The organism is Aquitalea sp. FJL05, from assembly GCF_003852595.1.
GTDB lineage: Bacteria > Pseudomonadota > Gammaproteobacteria > Burkholderiales > Chromobacteriaceae > Aquitalea > Aquitalea aquatilis.
In genome coordinates, this window is the sequence record NZ_QAJS01000005.1 from 156,460 (window position 1) to 175,453 (window position 18,994).

The following is an 18,994-nucleotide window of genomic DNA, read 5'->3' on the forward strand; positions in this document are numbered from 1 at the left end:
ACAAGTTGATCAACAGGAAAACCAGATGTCTTTGAAACAACGCTTGCTGACCTTTGTCGCCAGCTTGCTGGTGGTCGTGGTAACGGTATTGTCGGTGCTGTCCTATCAGCGCATGCGCACGGAAATCATTGAAGGGGTGCGTCACGAACTGGACGCGGCCATGCTCGGTAATCGCAGTGCACTGGGCAACTGGCTGGCCCAGCGCAAGGATGCGGTGGAGGCAACGGCCAGCTTGCTGGTGAGCACGGGCGATGTGCTGCCGCAATTGCAGCAGGGCAAGACGGCAGGGCGGTTCGACCAGCTGTTTGCCGGCTATGCCGACAAGCGCATGGTTTACCAGCAGGCGGACAAGAAAGCGCCGGACGGTTATGACCCGACAGCGCGCCCCTGGTATAAGCAGGCCGCCGCCGCCGGTGGTGGTATCGTCACCGAGCCGTATGTCTTTGCCAGCACCAAGAAGCTCGGTGTGACCGTGGCTTATCCCTTGCTGCGCAATCAGCAGCTACAGGGCGTGGTGGGCGGGGATATTTCGCTGGAAGGGATCATCAGCCTGGTGCAGGGCATCAGGCTGCGTGGTGACGGCTATGCTTTCCTGGCGACCAGGGGCGGCAGGATTGTGGCGCACCCGGCTGCGGACAGCACGCTCAAACCGGTGGCCGAGGTGATGCCAAGGCTGGATGCTGCCTTGCTGCAGCAGGCGACGGATAGCAGCAAGAGCGAAGAAATCGAGATCGGTGGCCGTGCGGTATTCCTGCAGCTGACACCGGTGCCCGGCTCGGACTGGGTGCTGGGCAGCGTGGTCGACAAGGCTGCCATCCTGGCACCTTTACAGGGCTTGCTGATCACGCTGGTCGTGGCGGGCTTGTTGTGCAGCGTGCTTGCCATTGTGCTGGCCCAACTGGTACTGACCCGGCTGCTGCGTGGTCTGGTGCGTTTGCGTGATGCCTTGCTGGAGATTTCCAGTGGTCATGCCGATCTGACGCATCAGCTGCATGTTGAACAGCAGGATGAGATTGGCCAGACTGCCGAAGCCTTCAACCGTTTTGTCGCCAGCTTGCGGCGCATGTTCATCGATGTGCGCGAACATGCCTTGTCGCTCAATAGCGAGCTGGACAGCCTGAAACAGGTGACGCACACCGTAGGCCAGCAGTCGGAGCGGCAGTCCGAGGTGTCCAGCGCCGCCGCCGCCACCATCGAACAGATTACCGTCAGCATCAATCACATTGCCGACAATGCCAGCATGGCCGAGCAAGTGGCGAGCCAGACTGGTGCCACCTCGCAGCACTCGGCCCAGGCCGTTGGCCAACTGGCGGATGATATTGCCCATATCGCCCAGGAAGTGGGCCGTCTGGGCGGTGCACTGAATGCGCTGGGTGATCGCTCCGGCCAGATGAATACCATCATCGGCGTGATTCGCGATATTGCCGATCAGACCAATCTGCTGGCACTGAATGCCGCCATCGAAGCGGCACGTGCCGGTGAGGCTGGTCGTGGCTTTGCCGTGGTGGCGGATGAGGTGCGCAAGCTGGCCGAGCGCACGGCCAAGGCGACGGTGGAAATCGGCCAGTTGATCGACGCCACCCATGGTGACATCCGTACCGCACTGAACGACATGAGCGAGACGCAGCGCTCTGTTGCTAGCGGCGTCGAGGCTTCGCGCAGCGTGGCACAGGATATGTCGGGCATTCAGGGCCAGATTGCCCAGGTAGTGGGTTCGATTCACGATATTGCCGATTCCACCCGCGAACAGTCGGTGGCCACCACCGAAATGGCACGGGCAGCGGAGCAGGCCAACCGTGCCACCATGGAAACCGATCAGGCGGTACAGGGCGCGATGCAGACCGTCGCCCAGCTGCACCGGTTGTCATCCGATCTGCAAGCCATGGTGGCGCAGTTCCGCTTGTGAGTGCGCCCGGCTGATGTATGCGCCAGAACGATGTTGCATCGCGCAAGGCTAGTCCTTAGACTGTCGCTTTTGCGACGTTTATTTATACAAGGAAGTACAGCATGATCAAGGTGGGCATCGTCGGCGGCACGGGGTATACCGGTGTCGAACTGTTGCGTCTTCTGGCCGGTCATCCCGGTGCCGAAGTCGTGGCCGTTACCTCGCGCAAGGAAGCGGGCATGAAAGTGGCCGAGATGTTCCCCAGCCTGCGTGGTCGCGTGGACGTGGCGTTTTCCACTCCGGACGACACCCCGCTGGCACAGTGCGATGTGGTGTTTTTCGCCACCCCGCACGGTGTGGCCATGGCTCAGGCGCGCGAGTTGCTGGCGGCCGGCGTCAAGGTCATCGACCTGGCGGCTGATTTCCGCCTGAAAGACCCGGCGGTATTCCAGCAATGGTATGCCATGGAGCACAGCTGTACCGACCTGCTGGCCGAAGCCGTTTACGGCCTGCCGGAAGTCAACCGCGAAGCCATCCGCCAGGCACGTCTGGTGGGCATGGCCGGCTGCTATCCCACCTCGGTCCAGCTCGGCCTGCTGCCGCTGCTGGAGGGCGGCAAGCAACTGATCGATACCCAGACCCTGATTGCCGACTGCAAGTCCGGCGTGTCCGGTGCCGGGCGCAAGGCCGAAGTTGGCGCGCTGCTGGCTGAAGCCGGTGACAATTTCAAGGCCTATGCGGTGAAGGGCCATCGTCATTCGCCGGAAATCGAGCAGGGTCTGTCTGCCATTCATGGTGCGCCGGTCAAGCTGACTTTCGTGCCGCACCTGACGCCGATGATTCGTGGCATCCATTCCACCATCTATGCCCGCATCAAGCCGGAAGCCATGGCGACTGATTTCCAGGCGCTGTTCGAGCAGCGCTATGCCGGCGAACCCTTTGTCGATGTGCTGCCGGCCGGCAGCCACCCGGAAACGCGCAGCGTACGGGGCTCCAATACCGCGCGCCTCGCGGTACATCGGCCGGGTAATGGTGATCTGCTGATCATCCTGGTGGTGGAGGACAATCTGGTGAAAGGCGCATCCGGCCAGGCGGTGCAGACCATGAACCTGATGTTCGGCCAGCCGGAAAATGCCGGTCTGGACATCGTGCCGTTGCTGCCTTGATGCACTCGGCCATTGAATGTTGGCCATTCGCCCCGATATCCGACTAAAATAGTAGGTGAATGGCCGCAAGGCCGAAATCGATTTGCGAGGTGAACCATGTCTGCTACTACCGAAATGCCGTGCCCGATCAACTTTACCGACAGCGCTTGCAACAAGGTGCTGGACCTGATCGCGGAAGAGGGCAATCCTGATCTGAAACTGCGCGTATTCGTGACCGGTGGTGGCTGCTCCGGTTTTCAGTACGGTTTTACATTTGACGAAATCGCCAATGAGGACGATACCGCTATAGAGAGAGACGGTGTCACTTTCCTGGTCGACCCGATGAGCTACCAGTATCTGGTGGGTGCCGAGATCGATTATCAGGAAAGCCTGGAAGGCTCCCAGTTTGTCATTCGCAATCCGAACGCCACCACGACTTGTGGTTGCGGTTCGTCCTTCTCGGTGTAAACCGGAGCGAATGCAAACAGGAGTAGAATGAAAACCCGGACTCTGTTCCGGGTTTTTTTGTATCGGGGAAAATCAAGATGAATAAATTGCCGCCGCTGGTATTGCCCAAGGTGGAATTCAATCGCGAGTTCAGTTTCAGCGATGCCGATTTCGAACGCATCCGCAAACTGATCTACAAGGAAGCCGGCATTTCGCTCAATCCGTCCAAGAAAGACATGGTGTACGGGCGGCTGGTGCGGCGTATTCGCGAGTTGAAGCTGGCCAGTTTTGCTGCCTATGTGGATTTTCTGGAGTCGGTGTCCGGCAAGCGCGAGTTTGAGCAGTTCGTCAACGCGCTTACCACCAATCTGACCTTCTTCTTCCGCGAAGAACATCATTTCCCCATTCTGGCCGAGCATCTGAAACAGCGGGGCGCAGCAGGCGCCAGCGAGCTGTCCATCTGGTGTGCCGCCTCGTCTACCGGCGAGGAGCCTTATTCGCTGGCCATCACCGCGCTGGAAGCCTTTCCGCTGGCCAACAAGCCCAGCATCAGCATTGTGGCGACCGACCTGGACACCAGCGTGCTGGAAACCGGTCGCAAGGGCATTTATTCCGACGACAAGATCGCCCGTCTGCCGCCCGGCCATGCGCAGAAGTATTTCGACAAACTGCCGGATGGCAACTATCAGGCCAAGCCAGTATTACGCAATATGATCACTTTCCAGCGGCTGAACCTGATCGAGAACAACTGGGCGCTGCGCAAGCAGTTCGACGCCATTTTCTGCCGCAATGTGATGATCTACTTTGATCGCGACACCCAGTTTGCGGTGCTGAAAAAATTTGCCCCATTGCTGAAGCCGGACGGCCTGCTGTTTGTCGGCCATTCGGAAAATTTCTATTTTGCCTCGGATTATTTTCACCTCAAGGGCAAAACCGTTTACCAGCACGCGGCAAAAAAGTAGCAGCCATCCCATTGAGCCGGCCTACGCTGCGGCGTAGTATCCGGGGTCTCAATCGAGTTAGCCAAACGGGCAGGCGCGTCTTGCCCGTTGTCACGTCTGCTGGAGTCGACATGAAGGTAGCAGTGCTGGGGTCTGGCGTGGTGGGGGTGTCCACCGCCTGGTTTCTGGCCCGGGCAGGGCATGAGGTGGTGGTGCTGGATCGCGCGTGCGGGCCGGCGCGGGAAACCAGCTTTGCCAATGGCGGGCAGATTTCGGTCAGCCAGTCCGAACCCTGGGCCAATCCGTCGGCACCGTGGCAAATCATCAAGTGGCTGTTGCGGGATGATGCGCCGCTGTTGTTTCGCATGCGGCTGGACCCGACGCAATGGCGCTGGTGCTGGCAATTTCTGCTGGAGTGCCGTGGCAGCCGGGCCGAGCACAATATGCGGCAGATGCTGGCCCTGGGGCGCTATAGTCGCGAGACTCTGCAGCTGCTGCGCGCCGAACTGGGGCTGGACTACCAGCAGCAGACCCGTGGCATCGTGTCCTTGTTTCATACCCAGCAGCAGCTGGATGAAGCGGCCCATGTCGCCAGCCAGATGCAGGCGCTGGGCATGGACAAGCACATCATCAGTCGCGAACAACTGGCGCGCATCGAACCGGCGCTGGCTGGCATCGCCCCAGCGCTGGCCGGGGCCAGCTACTGCCCATCGGACGAATCGGGCGATGTGCATCTGTATAGCTGTGCCATGGCCGAACATGCCGCGCGTGCCGGGGTGGAGTTTCGCTTCAATACCCGCATCAACGCGCTGGAAACCGCCGGCGGGCGCATCAGCGGCGTCTCCGTCAACCTGCCGGCAGGCAACTACAGCCGGGTGACTGCCGATGCCTACGTGCTGGCGCTGGGCAGCTATTCACCGCTGCTGGCGGCACCTCTGGGCATCCGCCTGCCGATCTACCCATGGAAAGGCTATTCCGCCACCTTGCCGCTGCGCGACCCGGCCAGCGCGCCAACCACCAGCATTACCGACGAAGCCTACAAGGTGGTGATCTCCCGGCTGGGCTCGCGTCTGCGCATTGCCGGCACGGCCGAGCTGGCGGGTTATTCCAGCAGCCTGAATGCGGTGCGCTGTCAGGCCCTGCTCAAGCGTGGACAGGCGCTGATGCCGGATGTGGCCGACTGGGACGCGGCTGAGTTCTGGAGCGGCCTGCGGCCGGCCACGCCGGGCAATGTGCCGCTGATTGGCCGCAGCCGCTATGCCAATCTCTATCTCAATACCGGGCATGGCACGCTGGGCTGGACGGAAGGCGCGGGTAGCGGCCGGGCGCTGGCGGAAATCATCAGCGGTCGTACGCCGGCCATTGCCTTCCGTTTTCAGGGGGATTGATCCAGAACAGCGGTAGCCGGGCGACAGATGATAAAATGCGCGCCTGGACTATACATTCTGGAGCCGGACCATGCGTATCGGAACCCCGCTCAGCGCCAGCGCGCTGCGTGTCATGCTGCTGGGCAGTGGCGAACTGGGCAAGGAAGTTGTCATCGCGCTGCAGCGCCTGGGCGTGGAAACCATCGCGGTGGACCGCTATGCGGACGCGCCGGCCATGCAGGTGGCGCACAGCAGTCATGTGATCGACATGGCGGATGCCGCCGCGCTGCGTGCCCTGGTGGAGCAGCGGCGCCCGCATCTGATCGTGCCGGAAATCGAAGCCATCGCCACCGAAGAGCTGCTGCGCATCGAGGCGGATGGTCTGGCCGAGGTGATCCCCACCGCCCGTGCCACCAACCTCACCATGAACCGTGAGGGTATCCGCTGCCTGGCGGCAGACGAGCTGGGCCTGCCCACTTCGCCGTTTGCCTTTGCCTCCTCGCTGGATGAGTTGCAACAGGCCATTGATGCCGGTATCGGCTACCCCTGCCTGGTGAAGCCGGTGATGTCGTCCAGTGGCAAGGGCCAATCGCTGCTGCGTGGCCCGGATGATGTGGCCAAGGCATGGGAATATGCCGTCAGTGCCGGTCGCGTCGACAAGGGGCGGGTCATTGTGGAAGGCTTCATCGATTTCGATTACGAAATCACCTTGCTGACGGTACGTGCCAGCGATGGAGCTGGTGGCATCGCGACCCATTTCTGTGAGCCCATCGGCCATCTGCAAAGAAACGGTGATTATGTGGAAAGCTGGCAGCCGCAGCCGATGAATGAGCTGGCCTTGCTGCGCGCCCGTGAAATGGCCAAGGCCGTGACCGATGCGCTGGGTGGCCGTGGCCTGTTTGGTGTGGAATTGTTCGTCAAGGGCGATCAGGTGTGGTTCTCCGAAGTCAGCCCGCGCCCGCACGATACCGGGCTGGTAACGCTGGCGACCCAACGTTTCTCCGAGTTCGAACTGCATGCCCGTGCCATTCTGGGCCTGCCGGTGGATGCCACGCTGCGCAGCACCGGTGCTTCGGCCGTGATCTATGGTGGCATGGAAGAGCAGGGTATTGCCTTCGAGGGCGTGGCCGATGCGCTGGCCGTGCCGGGGGCGGATCTGCGCCTGTTTGGCAAGCCGGAAAGCTTTATCCGCCGCCGCATGGGTGTGGCCGTGGCTCAGGCCGATCATGTGGAAACCGCCCGCGAACGCGCCCGTCTGGCCGCGTCGCTGGTACTGCCGGTGAAGGGGTGAGCATGCAGGATATGACGCCTTATCAGCTGATGGGGGGCGAAGGTGTGGTGCGCTGGCTCACCAATCGCTTCTACGACATCATGGATAGCGACCCTTCGGTCAAGGTATTGCGCGATATGCATCCGGCTGATCTGGCCGGCTCACGCGAGAAGCTGTTCATGTTCCTGTCCGGCTGGCTGGGTGGCCCGGGGCTGTACATGGAAAAATTTGGCCATCCGCGCCTGCGTATGCGCCACATGCCGTTTGCGGTGGATGGTCCCATGCGTGACCAGTGGATGCAGTGCATGACTCAGGCAGTGAATGAACTGCTGGTGGAAGACTGGCTCAAGGCCAAGCTGCTGGAAGCCTTCTACAACACGGCGGATTTCATGCGCAATCAGGAAGAATAGCCAACAGGCCTTGGTGGCCAGTTGTATCAGCCCCCTGCATGACAGTCGTCGGCAGGGGGCTGTTTTATTTGATCGCAGGGTGGGGCGGGATGGAGTAGGTGCCGGTGACATGGGCAACTGGCTCGTCATTGCCCTCCGAGTACAACAGTACTTCGCCTACTGCCAGCCGTTTGCCCAGCTTGAGGATGCGGCCTTCGGCAATCACATCTGCCTGCGGTGGTTTGCGCAGGAAGTTGATATTCAGGCTGGTGGTGACTGCCAGCTCCACCTTGCCTATCATGCCCAGCACCACGGCGTAGAGGGTGGCATCGGCAAGAGCCATCAGCGCCGGGCCGGCAATTGTGCCGCCGGGGCGGATCAAGTCGGGGTTGAAGTGCATGCGCAGGCGGGCGCGGCCATGGCCGATGGCTTCAGTACGCATGCCGAACAGCTTGACCAGCGGCAGCTCGCTGTCGATCAAGGACTGGAATTCTGCAACGCTGATCTGGCTCATGCGACGGACCTCGGAAATGGTCCTTGCATGGTGCATGACAGTTACGTTAACGTCAATCTGTTGCAACACCCCATACCGGGGCGAGCCAGCCTCAGCGCGGGCGGTGGCCGCGCTCGATCAATACGCCTACGCGGCGCACGCCGGGCAGAATGCCCAGCTTGGTCACCGACACCTGTACCCAGGGTGCACCAAAGTCTTCGCGGATCACCTTGGCGATGTATTCGGCCAGCGCTTCCAGCAGCAGGAAGTGCTGCTCGGACAGGGCTTTGCGCAAGCGCTCCACCACCACGCCGTAGTGGATGGTGTCGCCGATATTGTCGCTGTGACAGGGCACCTCGCTGGGAATGCCGATTTCCAGGTCGATTTCGATGGTCTGCGGATTTTTCCGCTCCCACTCATAAACACCGATAATGGTGTCAGCGCGCACTTCGCGCAGGAAAATGATATCCATCTGTATGCCGGGAGTTGGGCTTTGTCGCCCGATACCGTAAAATCCGAAGCCTTCTATTCTAATGGATACACCATGACCACGACAGCTTTTGCCTTCGTTGTTGCGGCCTACCTGCTGGGCTCCCTGTCCTTTGCCGTCATCGTAAGCAAAGCCATGGGCATGGCAGACCCGCGCAGCTATGGTTCCGGCAACCCCGGCGCCACCAATGTCCTGCGTTCCGGCAAGAAGATTGCCGCCGTACTCACCCTGCTGGGTGACGGGGCCAAGGGCTGGGTGGCCGTGGCACTGACGGCCTGGTTTGGTCCACGCTACGGCCTGGGCGAGCAAGCCATTGCCATGTCGGCGCTGGCCGTGCTGATCGGCCATATGTGGCCGGTATTCTTCGGCTTCAAGGGCGGCAAGGGCGTCGCCACTGCCGTGGGGGTCTTGTTCGGTTTCAATGTCTGGCTGGCGCTGGCGGCCATCGCCACCTGGCTGTTCATGGCCTTTGTGGTGAAGATTTCTTCGCTATCCGCCATTGTCGCCTGCGTGATGGTGCCGGTGTATGCCTATTTCATCACCGGCCCGGCTTCGCCGTATTTCGGTACTTGCATCATCATTGCCATCCTGGTGATTCATCGTCACAAGTCCAATCTGATCAAGCTGCTGACCGGTCAGGAAGGCAGGATCGGCGAGAAAGCAGGCAAGACGGAGAAGAACGGCAGTTAATGTGTTATCCAGCCAAACAAAAAGCCACCGTATTGGTGGCTTTTTCTTTTTTCTGCCAGATGGGGGTTAACCGTCCGACAGCACCTTGACGTGGGCTGTCACGCTGCGCGCCAGCGAGGACAGGTCGTAGCCGCCTTCCAGCACCGATACGATGCGGCCATCGGCGTACTGGTCGGCAATCTGCATCAGATGGCGGGTTACCCACTCGTAGTCGGCTTCCACCAGACCAAGCGAGCCCATGTCGTCCTCGCGGTGGGCATCAAAACCGGCAGAGATGAAGATCATCTGCGGCTTGAAGTCGTGCAGACTGGGCAGCCAGACGTTTTCCACCACTTCGCGGAACTCGCGACCGGTACTGCCGGCCTTGAGCGGCACGTTCACCATGTTCGCTCCCACCGGATTGTCGCCACAGTAGGGGTAGAAGGGGTGCTGGAAGATGGACACCATCATCACCCGCGGGTCGTCGCGGAAGATGTCTTCGGTGCCATTGCCGTGATGCACGTCGAAGTCGATCACCGCCACCCGTTCAAACTTGTAGGTGGACAGCGCATGGGCGATGCCGACGGCAATATTGTTGAAAAAGCAGAAGCCCATGGCCTTGTCGTGCTCGGCATGGTGGCCCGGCGGACGAATGGCGCAGAAGGCATTGGGTGCCTTGTCTTCGCACACCAGTTCCACTGCCTTGATCACCGCGCCGGCAGCGTGGCGCGCTGCCGATAGGGTGCCGGGTGCCATGGCGGTGTCCGGGTCCATGCGGAAGGTGCCGACGCTTGGTGAACAAGCTTCGATATATTCCACGTAGCGTGGCGGATGGACACGGGCCAGTTGCTGCTCGGTCACTGCCGGTGCTTCGACTTCATGCAGGCTGTCGTAGATTTGCGCGGCCATCAGTTGATCCCTGATGGCAATCAGCCGCTCCGGGCATTCCGGGTGGCCTACCCCCATATTGTGCTGCAGGCAGACGGGATGGGTGATGTAGGCAGTGAGTCCATTTCTCTGTAGACGGTTTTTTAGCCAAGTGAACACGAGCGTTTCCTTGTTGCGTACGATTGTTTGCGTACAATGGACGCGAGTTTTATCTTTATGTCTTTTCGATAAATACTGCGCGCAACCGGGTCCAAATGCAATCACTCAGCCTTGCCTATCGTCAACTGAACACACTAATTCTGGGCAAGCCACGTGCCATCCGGCTGGCGCTGGCCTGCCTGATCGCCCGTGGTCACCTGCTTATCGAAGATTTGCCCGGGGTGGGTAAAACCACGCTGGCGCATGGGCTGGCCGCCGTGCTGGGCCTGCATTACCAGCGGGTGCAGTTCACCAGTGACCTGCTGCCGGCCGACATCCTCGGCGTCAACATCTATCAGCGTGAAACCGGCAGCTTCCGCTTCCATCAGGGGCCGGTGTTCAGTCAGTTGCTGCTGGCGGATGAAATCAACCGTGCCTCGCCCAAGGTGCAGTCCGCCTTGCTGGAAGCCATGGAGGAACACCAGGTTTCCATCGATGGCGAAAGCCATCCGCTGCCCACGCCGTTTTTCGTCATCGCCACGCAGAACCCGTCCGAACAGCTGGGCACTTTCCCCCTGCCCGAGTCGCAACTGGACCGCTTTCTGATGCGCATTTCGCTGGGTTATCCACCGCCAGAGGCCGAACGTGCCCTGTTGCTGGGGCAGGACCGGCGTAGCTTGCTGGCCGATATCAGTGCCGGCCTGACGGCAACAGACTTGCTGTTGTTGCAAAAAAAGGCGGCCGCGCTGACCGTGACTCCCGATCTGGCCGATTACGTGCTGGCCTTGTTGCAGGCGACCCGGCAGGAGCGCAGCTATCTGACCGGGCTTAGCCCGCGCGCTGGTCTGGCGCTGCTGGCTGCGGCCAGGGCCTGGGCTTTGCTGGAAGGGCGCGATCATGTATTGCCGGAAGATGTGAAGGCAATCTTTCCCCATGTGGCCGGCCACCGGCTGGGTTTGAGCGGTGATGCGCTGGGTAGCCTGAACAAGCTGCTGGATCATGTTGCCATTCCGTAAGGCGCTGCAGCGCTGGCTGCTGAGCCGCCTGCCATTGGAGCATGGTGGACGGCTGGGGCAGAGGCGTATCTATCTGCTGCCTACGCGCTTTGGCTTGCTGCTGTTGGTGGTGGCGCTGGCGGTATGGGTGGGGGCGCTCAATTATGCGGTCAGTCTGGCCTATGCCCTGGCGTTCTGGATCATCGGCCTGATGCTGGTTGCCGTGCTGATGGCTTACCGGCAGTTGTCCGGGCTGAATTGGACAGTGCTGCCCGGCGAGGGGGTATTTGTCGGGCAGAGTGCTGATTGCCGGATACAGCTGGACAATGATTCTGCGCTGGCTCGCCGCTTGCAATTGCGCGCCGGGCAGGGCGGCGAACCCTTGTCCTGTCTGCTGGCTGCCAGCAGCAGCCAGTCGCTGGCGCTGCCCTTGTTGCTGGCTCGCCGTGGGCGTCATGGCTACCCGGCTTTGCAGTTGTGGAGCACTGCACCATTCGGTCTGATGCGGGCGTTTGCCTGGCTGCGACCGGATGGCCATGTACTGGCCTATCCTCTACCTATGCCGGATCGGGAGCGTAATGATCTGCATAGTGAGCAAGGCAGTGGCCGGCAGAGCGGGGATGATGAAGAAGATTTTTCGCACCTGGCCGAATACCGGCAGGGAGATACGCCGCGGCAGATTGCCTGGAGCGTGCTGGCACGGCGTGATGTGCTGGTGAGCAAACGCTTTGCCAGCCAACCCAGAGGCCAGTCGATACGCCAGCTGGCCTGGCAGGATTATCCGGCAGCCGTTGATATGGAGAGCCGGCTGTCCCGTTTGTGCTGGCGGGTGCAGCAATGTGAAAAAGCCGGCCAGCATTACCGTCTGCATTTGCCGGGAGTGGTGATCGAACCGCAGCCACAGCAGCGTGAGCTGGCGCTGGCAGCATTGGCGGAGTTCAAGCGGCCCTCATGATCAAATCACTCTTGCGACAAGGTGAAATGGCCGTATTGCTGGCCCTAGCACTGGTCATCTTGCCACTGCTGCTGTTCTTGCCTGTGTGGTTGCCCCTGCTGGTGCTGTGCATGCTGGCTTTGCGGGCTGTATTGCTGCGCCGGCAGGCGGCCATGCCCTCGCTCTATCTGCTGCTACCTTTGCTGCTGCTGGCGGTGGGCGGGCTATGGCTGAGCCTGAACACGCTGGTGGGACGCGAAGGTGGTGCCGCCTTGCTGATCTTGCTGCTGGGCTTCAAGAGTTTCGAGTCGCGTCAGCAGCGCGACTGGCAGGTGCTGCTGGCACTGGGCTTCTTCCTGGCTGCCATGCCCTTGTTGTTTGATCAGTCGCCGCTTGCTGCGGTATGGCTGGCCATCAGCCTGCTGGCGCTGACCTGGGCCATGCTGATCCTGTCCGGGGAAATGGTGAAAGGCAGCCTGCGCAGTGCCATGCAGGCGCTGGCATTAGCACTGCCATTGATGCTGGTTCTGTTTGTGGTGATGCCGCGTTTGCCCGGGCCGTTGTGGAGCATGCCACACGACCAGCATGTCGCCAGCACCGGACTGTCCGACAGCATGGAGCCGGGTAGTATCAGCCAGTTGGTGCAGCAGCAGGAGCCGGCATTTTCAGTGGTGTTTGCCGGGCCGGCTCCCGCTGTCAGCGAAATGTATTGGCGCATCATGATCTTTGATGATTTTGATGGGCGGCGCTGGCAGAATGTCCGTGGCCTGGGCAGTGAGACCGTGCAGTGGCAGGGTGGCCACTACGTGTCTTACAGCCTGACGGGCAAGCCCGCCAAATCGCGCCTGCCGCTGCTGGAGTACACGGTGGCGGCTCCTGCTGGCGGTACGCTGGAGCCGGGTAATCTCTTCAAGCTGGCGCGTGATGGCGACGAGCTATTCCGCTTTCAGGCACAAAGCCTGCTGGCCGCCCATTACCGTACCGTGCTCAGCCCGGCTGATCAGGATTTCTACCGCCATCTGCCACCGGGTAATCCAGCCAGCCGCCAACTGGCCTTGCAGTGGCGTGCACAGGGCGGAGACGGAGCCGGCTTTGTCCGCGCCGCCTTGCAATATTTCCGCTTGGGCGGCTTTTCCTACACTTTGCAGCCGCCGTTGCTCAACAGCGAGGACGGGATTGATCAATTCATGTTCTCCAGTCGAAAGGGGTTCTGTGAGCACTATGCTTCGGCACTGGCTTTCATGGCGCGCTCAGCCGGGATGCCCGCACGCATTGTCACGGGCTACCAAGGGGGACAGTTCAATCCGGTGGGGCAGTTCTGGCAGGTCAAGTCATCCGATGCGCATGCCTGGGTGGAAGTCTGGCTGGCAGAGACTGGCGAATGGCTGCGGGTAGACCCAACGGCGGCGGTAGCGCCTGACCGGGTGGTACAGGGCGTCAGCCAGAGCATCCCCGCCATGCAGCCGCAGCTGCCCGGGCTGGGGCGCAGCATGCCCTCCTGGTTGCTGCGCGTGCAGCAAAACTGGCAGGCTGCCGGCTTTGCCTGGCAGCAATGGGTAGTGGGCTATGATGCCGGCAAGCAGCTTAATCTGTATCGCTGGCTAGGGCTGGGTGAGCAGGTCGACAGTGGCGCAGTATTGCGGGCGGTGCTGATAGGCGGCGGACTGGCCTGTCTGCCCTTGTTGCTACTGTGGCGTCGGCAGCGCTCGGGTTCACCCTTGCAGCAGGGACGGCAGCGGTTGGTACAGGCTCTTGCCAGCATGAAGATCGTGGTGGTGGACAGTGATGGTCCGCTGGATATATTGAACAAGGCTCGCCGCTTGTCTGAGCCTGATTACCGCCAGCTCAAGGCCTTGCTGAAAGAATATGCTGCCATGCGTTATCGGCAGCCCGCGCGGCAGCAACAGGCCAAGCAGTGGCTACGACGGGTCAAAGCCTTCCGGCCGGGGCGCCAATGAAACAGCCCCGCCTGGGGGCGGGGCTGAAGCATGCTGATGTGCCGCGTGGCGGACTTACAGCAGGAAGTCGCGGGAAATGCCCTTGCGGCGCAGGATGCGGCGCAATTGCTCCAGCCCTTCGATCTGAATCTGCCGCACACGCTCACGGGTCAGGTTCAAGGCGGCGGCCAGTTCTTCCAGCGTGCAGATCTCATGGCCATTCAGGCCATAGCGGCGTTCAATCACCATGCACTGTTTCTCGTTCAACTAAGACAGCCAGTCTTTGACAAACATTTCCAGCTGGCTGTTATGCAACTGGATTTCCGGCTCTTCATGCTGCTCGTCCGGGATCGATTCGCCAATCGACAGCATGGGATCGATATCCAGCGGTGCATCCAGCGAGGCCATGCGCTCATTCAGGTTCATCACCTTGCGCACATCTTCAACCGGTTTGCCGACCAAGTGGGCGATTTCGTCCAGCGTCGGTTCCCGGCCGATCTGGCTTTCCAGATGGCGCGAAGCGCGCAGATAGACGTTGAGCTCCTTGATGACATGCACCGGCAGGCGGATGGTGCGCGACTGGTTCATGATGGCGCGCTCGATGCTCTGCCGGATCCACCAGGTTGCGTAGGTGGAGAAGCGGAAACCGCGTTCCGGGTCGAACTTTTCCAGTGCGTGCATCAGACCGATATTGCCTTCTTCGATCAGATCGAGCAGGGCAAGGCCGCGGTTGATGTAGTGCTTGGCGATGTTTACCACCAGGCGCAGATTGTGCTCGATCATCTTCTGCCGGGCTTCAAACTCGCCAGCCACTACACGTCGAGCCAGCGCCAGCTCCTGGGCCGGTGTCAGCAAGGCATTGTTGCCGATGTCGTTCAGATAGATCTGGGTGACATCTGCTACCTCTTCGGTAACACTTTGACGCTCAGCCGCTTCTTCGGCATCTGCTTCGGCAGCTGCTTCTTCTGCGGCCTCTTCTTCAAGAACTTCCTCTTCTTCAAGGATATCGCTGTCTTGACTCATCATTCCCCCCGCTACGGTGGTTCCTTGCAGGGGGAAATACCCCTGCTCAGGATTTGTTGTCTAGGTACTGCATCGGATCTACCGGTTTCCCGAAACGGCGGATCTCGAAATGCAGTTTTACCTGGTCGGCATCGGTATTGCCCATTTCGGCAATCTTCTGCCCTTTCTTGACACTTTGCCCCTCCTTCACCAGTAACTGGCTGTTATGTGCGTAAGCCGACAAGAATGTTTTGTTGTGTTTGATGATGATGAGCTTGCCGTAGCCCCTCAAGCCATTTCCGCTGTATACCACTTTGCCATCGCCGGCTGCGATGACGGCCTGACCTGTGCGGCCACTGATATCCAGCCCTTTATTGCTGTCCGAGTAGGTGCGGATGACCTTGCCTTCAGTCGGCCAGATCCAGGCGACTGCGTCTTCGCCTACTGCGGCCTGGGATTTTTCTTCTATTTTGTTCTTATTTTCCGATACTGCCGCTGGGGAGCTACTGTCCTTTTTATCGGCTTGTGCTACCGGAGCTGAAGTGCTGTTGTTCTTGCTGATGGCATTTTTTTTGCCGGAACTGCCTTCGCTCTGTTGTGCCAGGCTACGCGCTGCGTCTTCCGAGTAGGGCAGTTTGAGTGCTTTGGGATAGTTCTTGCCACCTGCTGCCGGATTGCCATTTTCTACTACAGCTGTATTACGCGAACTTTGCTGCACTACAGTTTCCGGTGTTTTGACCGCAGTTTGCGGTGCCACACTGCCGGCTGAGTCCGGTGGCGTCAGCCGCAAAACCTGACCGACCTTGATATTGGTGTCCTGCAGATTATTCCATGCAGCGACATCCTTGAATTTCAGTCCGTTGTTCAGCGAGATACGGAACAGGTTTTCACCTGGTTGTACCACGTGGGTCTTTTCGCCAGCGCCAGACAGCATCGGTTTGGCAGCCAGGCTGCCACTGCTCTGATAGGGGCTGGCTACCGCTACTTCCGCGACCGGCGCGGGAGCAGATTTGCTGATGGTTGTACCTGCGGCGACCTGGGTCGGGCGGGCGGATTCTACCGGCGCTGCTTGTTGCGCCATGCTGCTGCAACCGGTAAGAACGGCGGCTGTCAATGACGCCGCAAGCCAACGCTTTGAATGCTGTTTATGCATGCCTGGAGATTTTATATGTCAGTTAGTTGGGTTTTGTAAACCATTTGATGGGTTATATGTGTCGTTTTTGCAAGAGTTAGTTACGGCCGGGCAATAATGGGACAAACTTCACCGGGTCTAGCCGGGTCTTTTGCAAGCCTTGCGCAGTCTTCTCCAGCAACCACAAATGCTGTTCAGTTTCGCCAACGGGCATGATCAGACGCCCGCCTTCCGCCATTTGTTCTACCAGTGCTTCCGGAATGTTGCGTGCAGCGGCGGTCATGATGATGCCTTCGAACGGAGCCGCTTCTGCCAGTCCGAAATGGCCATCACCGTGCACCAGCCGGGCGTGCACCAGCTTGGCTGCCCGCAGATTGCGTCTTGCTTTGTCCAGCAGGACGCCAAGTCGTTCAATGGAATAGACCTCGGCTCCGGTCTTCAACAGTACTGCGGTCTGATAGCCGCAGCCGGTACCGATTTCCAGTATTTTCCCCGGCTTGCGCCCGGCCAGCAGGATTTCGGTCATCCGGGCCACGGTATGTGGCTGCGAGATGGTCTGGCCGTGGCCGATGGGGAGGGACACATCGTCATAGGCGCGGGTGGCCAGAGCCTGATCGACGAACAGGTGGCGTGGGACTTCGGACATGGCATTGAGCACGCGCTCGTCCTGTACGCCAGCCTGGCGCAAGCGTTCTACCATGCGCTTGCGGGTTCGATCGGACAGCATGCCATAAGCCTGACTGTCTTGTGTCACGGATGAAGCCATGTGTTGATTCCGTCCAGTTGGCCGAAAGCGGTTAGGTCGAGCATCAGCGGGGTAAGAGACACGTGTTTGCCCGCGATGGCGGCGAAGTCGGTGCCTGGGCCGGCATCTTGTGCGCTGCCGACAGGTCCCACCCAGTATATCGTCTCTCCGCGCGGATTCTTTGCTTTGATTACCGGTTCGGCATGATGGCGGCGTCCCAGCCGGGTGACCTGCATGGTTTGCAGCTCCTCTGGTGGTACATCCGGGACATTGACATTGAGTAGCACCGGCTGGGCAAAAGCTTGCTCTTTACAGCGCCTTACCAGTTGGTCGACCACCAGGGCGGCGCTGGCAAAGTGCTGGCCGCTGTAGCCGGCCAAGGAGATGGCAACCGAGGGAATGCCGAGCAGGAAGCCTTCGGTGGCTGCGGCGACTGTGCCGGAATAGATAGTGTCGTCGCCCATATTGGGGCCGTGGTTGATGCCACTGAAAATCATGTCGGGGCGGAAGTCCAGCAGGCCGGTTACCGCCAGATGCACACAGTCGGTGGGTGTGCCATTGACATAGTGAAAGCCGTTGGCGGCCTGGCGTACGGTGAGCGGTCTGTCCAGTGTCAGCGAATTGCTGGCCCCGCTGCGGTCTCGCTCGGGGGCCACGACGACAACCTCTCCATGACGGGACAGGGTTTCAGCCAGGGTACGGATCCCTGGGGAAAAATAGCCGTCATCATTGCTGATCAGGAACTTCATGCTGTGCTTCCAGGTTGGACGCCTGATTGTATCGCTGCCGTGGCGCTGTGGAAAACCGTAGCGGCATGACAGACAAAGAAAAACCCGCCGTAGCGGGTTTGCATGATCAGGCGTAGTAGCGCTGGCTGAAATCCAGCATGCGCTCGATGGGGATGCGGGCGGCATCCATCTGTGCGCTTGTCAGATAGTCGATGCGCAGGCCCTCGCCTTGTTGGGCGCGTTTGACTGCCTCAATGGTATTCATCTTCATGTAGGGACAGGAGTTGCACTGGCAGCCAGCGTAGATCGGCGCCTGGCGCAGATCGAGATCGGGACGCGCCAGCCCCATGTTGTACAGAATGCCGTCTTCGGTGGCGACGAAAATGACGGCCTTGCTATCACCCTTGAAGGCTTTCACCCAGTTCAGCATGCCCGAGGTGGAGCCGACATAATCGGCCTTCTTCAGTACAGGCAGCGGGCTTTCCGGGTGGGCGATCAGGTATTTTTCACCGCTGGCGGCGGCAAAGGCTTCGTCCAGTGCGGCTTCGTTGAACTTGTCGTGCACTTCGCACACGGCAGACCACAGCGGCATGTCGTAGCCGTACTGGTCGTTCAGATAACCGCCCATATTGCGATCCGGCGAAAAGATAACCTTTTTGCCTTCGGCATACAGGTGGGCAATGATGTCGTCCACATTGCGGCTGGTAACAATCCAGTCCGACAAGGCTTTGTGTTCGGCACTGGAGTTGATGTACGACACATGGACGTGATCGGGATGGCTTTCGCGCCAGGCCTTGAGTGCCGTGACATCGGTCTGGGTCACCAGCGAACAGGTCGAGCCGGCATCGGGCAGGATGACTTCGGCCTGCGGATTGAGGATTTTGGCGGTTTCAGCCATGAAGCGGACGCCGGCAAATACGATAATGTCGGCATTGGCTTCTTTGGCATACAAGGACAGCTCCAGGCTGTCTCCCACCTTGTCAGCCATCTGCTGGATTTCTGGCTGAGTGTAGTAGTGGGCAAGGGTGACGACGCGCTTCGTCATGATGAGCTGACTCCTGCCCGCCAGCGTGCAGCAGGTGGGCTGAATGAATATGTTGCGATGCAACGCCTGTGGGTTGCCAAGCAGGCAAGGTTAGCAATATTGCAGTGCGATTACCACCAGTAAAGCCGCCTTGTGTCCGTCAGTTGCTGTTGGTCTTTGCTATAAAATTCATTTGTAGCCTGCTTGCCTGAAGTCAACATGACATAGTGATGTTTGCGGCAGGATGAGTGGCTGCTGAGCGTGGCTAGCCAGTTCCTGAATAGGGGCTGCCCTGTGCAGCAGTTTGCGACGGGGGTTTGTATTATCGTTACTCCTTATTGTGCATTGCACAATACTGTCGCAACATGATTGGAA

At 59.9% G+C, this 18,994-nt stretch carries 20 protein-coding genes; 11 read left to right on the forward strand and 9 right to left on the reverse strand.

Annotated elements, in window-relative coordinates:
* Window positions 1-25 precede the first annotated feature (25 nt).
* From DBR44_RS04165 to DBR44_RS04195, 7 genes are all read left to right on the forward strand, one after another.
* Window positions 26-1,906, forward strand: a complete 1,881-nt coding sequence (locus DBR44_RS04165; RefSeq protein ID WP_199730966.1) for a methyl-accepting chemotaxis protein — start codon at window positions 26-28, stop codon at window positions 1,904-1,906.
* Between the two features lie 101 nt (window positions 1,907-2,007).
* Entirely contained in the window at window positions 2,008-3,051 is a 1,044-nt protein-coding gene (gene argC, locus DBR44_RS04170; protein WP_124642348.1) for an N-acetyl-gamma-glutamyl-phosphate reductase, read from the forward strand.
* A gap of 96 nt (window positions 3,052-3,147) precedes the next feature.
* Window positions 3,148-3,498 (forward strand): iron-sulfur cluster insertion protein ErpA, encoded by a 351-nt coding sequence (gene erpA, locus DBR44_RS04175; protein WP_103525493.1) that lies wholly within the window; start codon window positions 3,148-3,150, stop codon window positions 3,496-3,498.
* Between the two features lie 77 nt (window positions 3,499-3,575).
* The gene (locus tag DBR44_RS04180; protein WP_124642349.1) at window positions 3,576-4,439 is read left to right on the forward strand and encodes a CheR family methyltransferase; all 864 of its coding nucleotides are present in this window, start codon (window positions 3,576-3,578) and stop codon (window positions 4,437-4,439) included.
* A gap of 110 nt (window positions 4,440-4,549) precedes the next feature.
* A complete protein-coding gene (locus tag DBR44_RS04185) occupies window positions 4,550-5,806 on the forward strand; it encodes a D-amino acid dehydrogenase (RefSeq protein WP_124642351.1) in 1,257 nt (418 codons plus the stop codon).
* Between the two features lie 70 nt (window positions 5,807-5,876).
* Entirely contained in the window at window positions 5,877-7,076 is a 1,200-nt protein-coding gene (purT, locus tag DBR44_RS04190; RefSeq protein WP_124642353.1) for a formate-dependent phosphoribosylglycinamide formyltransferase, read from the forward strand.
* Between the two features lie 2 nt (window positions 7,077-7,078).
* A complete protein-coding gene (locus DBR44_RS04195; protein ID WP_124642355.1) occupies window positions 7,079-7,465 on the forward strand; it encodes a group II truncated hemoglobin in 387 nt (128 codons plus the stop codon).
* Window positions 7,466-7,529: 64 nt separating this feature from the next.
* Here DBR44_RS04195 and DBR44_RS04200 read toward each other — a convergent pair whose 3' ends face one another.
* Window positions 7,530-7,958, reverse strand: coding sequence for a PaaI family thioesterase (locus DBR44_RS04200; RefSeq protein WP_124642357.1), 429 nt, complete (start codon window positions 7,956-7,958; stop codon window positions 7,530-7,532).
* A 91-nt stretch (window positions 7,959-8,049) separates the two neighbouring features.
* Window positions 8,050-8,409 (reverse strand): dihydroneopterin aldolase, encoded by a 360-nt coding sequence (locus tag DBR44_RS04205; RefSeq protein WP_089085860.1) that lies wholly within the window; start codon window positions 8,407-8,409, stop codon window positions 8,050-8,052.
* 72 nt (window positions 8,410-8,481) lie between these two features.
* Between DBR44_RS04205 and plsY the strand changes: the two genes are divergently transcribed.
* Window positions 8,482-9,117, forward strand: a complete 636-nt coding sequence (gene plsY / locus DBR44_RS04210; protein WP_124642359.1) for a glycerol-3-phosphate 1-O-acyltransferase PlsY — start codon at window positions 8,482-8,484, stop codon at window positions 9,115-9,117.
* Window positions 9,118-9,183: 66 nt separating this feature from the next.
* Here the strand turns inward: plsY and DBR44_RS04215 are convergent, their stop codons facing one another.
* Window positions 9,184-10,143 carry a histone deacetylase family protein gene (locus tag DBR44_RS04215; RefSeq protein WP_124642361.1) on the reverse strand — a complete coding sequence of 320 codons (960 nt, stop codon included), beginning with the start codon at window positions 10,141-10,143 and terminating at the stop codon, window positions 9,184-9,186.
* Between the two features lie 95 nt (window positions 10,144-10,238).
* Between DBR44_RS04215 and DBR44_RS04220 the strand changes: the two genes are divergently transcribed.
* From DBR44_RS04220 to DBR44_RS04230, 3 genes are read left to right on the forward strand one after another with little or no spacing between them, the layout of a single operon-like run.
* Window positions 10,239-11,138, forward strand: a complete 900-nt coding sequence (locus DBR44_RS04220) for a MoxR family ATPase (protein ID WP_124642363.1) — start codon at window positions 10,239-10,241, stop codon at window positions 11,136-11,138.
* Window positions 11,122-12,072 carry a DUF58 domain-containing protein gene (locus tag DBR44_RS04225; RefSeq protein ID WP_124642365.1) on the forward strand — a complete coding sequence of 317 codons (951 nt, stop codon included), beginning with the start codon at window positions 11,122-11,124 and terminating at the stop codon, window positions 12,070-12,072. Before DBR44_RS04220 ends, DBR44_RS04225 begins: the two co-directional genes overlap by 17 nt.
* On the forward strand, window positions 12,069-14,009 hold the full coding sequence (locus tag DBR44_RS04230) for a DUF3488 and transglutaminase-like domain-containing protein (protein WP_124642367.1): 1,941 nt from the start codon (window positions 12,069-12,071) through the stop codon (window positions 14,007-14,009). Before DBR44_RS04225 ends, DBR44_RS04230 begins: the two co-directional genes overlap by 4 nt.
* Before the next feature lie 54 nt (window positions 14,010-14,063).
* On the opposite strand, the gene DBR44_RS19920 is transcribed toward DBR44_RS04230, so the two are convergent.
* From DBR44_RS19920 to nadA, 6 genes are all read right to left on the reverse strand, one after another.
* Window positions 14,064-14,255, reverse strand: a complete 192-nt coding sequence (locus tag DBR44_RS19920) for a sigma factor-like helix-turn-helix DNA-binding protein (protein WP_255424572.1) — start codon at window positions 14,253-14,255, stop codon at window positions 14,064-14,066.
* Window positions 14,256-15,014 (reverse strand): sigma-70 family RNA polymerase sigma factor, encoded by a 759-nt coding sequence (locus DBR44_RS04235; protein ID WP_255424573.1) that lies wholly within the window; start codon window positions 15,012-15,014, stop codon window positions 14,256-14,258.
* Window positions 15,015-15,057: 43 nt separating this feature from the next.
* Complete coding sequence (locus tag DBR44_RS04240; protein ID WP_233578353.1) at window positions 15,058-16,143, reverse strand: peptidoglycan DD-metalloendopeptidase family protein; 1,086 nt, start codon at window positions 16,141-16,143, stop codon at window positions 15,058-15,060.
* A gap of 76 nt (window positions 16,144-16,219) precedes the next feature.
* Entirely contained in the window at window positions 16,220-16,888 is a 669-nt protein-coding gene (locus DBR44_RS04245; protein ID WP_124642369.1) for a protein-L-isoaspartate(D-aspartate) O-methyltransferase, read from the reverse strand.
* A complete protein-coding gene (surE, locus tag DBR44_RS04250) occupies window positions 16,873-17,616 on the reverse strand; it encodes a 5'/3'-nucleotidase SurE (RefSeq protein WP_124642371.1) in 744 nt (247 codons plus the stop codon). The genes DBR44_RS04245 and surE overlap by 16 nt, the downstream gene beginning before the upstream one ends.
* Window positions 17,617-17,722: 106 nt before the next feature.
* Entirely contained in the window at window positions 17,723-18,640 is a 918-nt protein-coding gene (gene nadA, locus DBR44_RS04255) for a quinolinate synthase NadA (protein WP_124642373.1), read from the reverse strand.
* Between the last annotated feature and the right edge of the window lie 354 nt (window positions 18,641-18,994).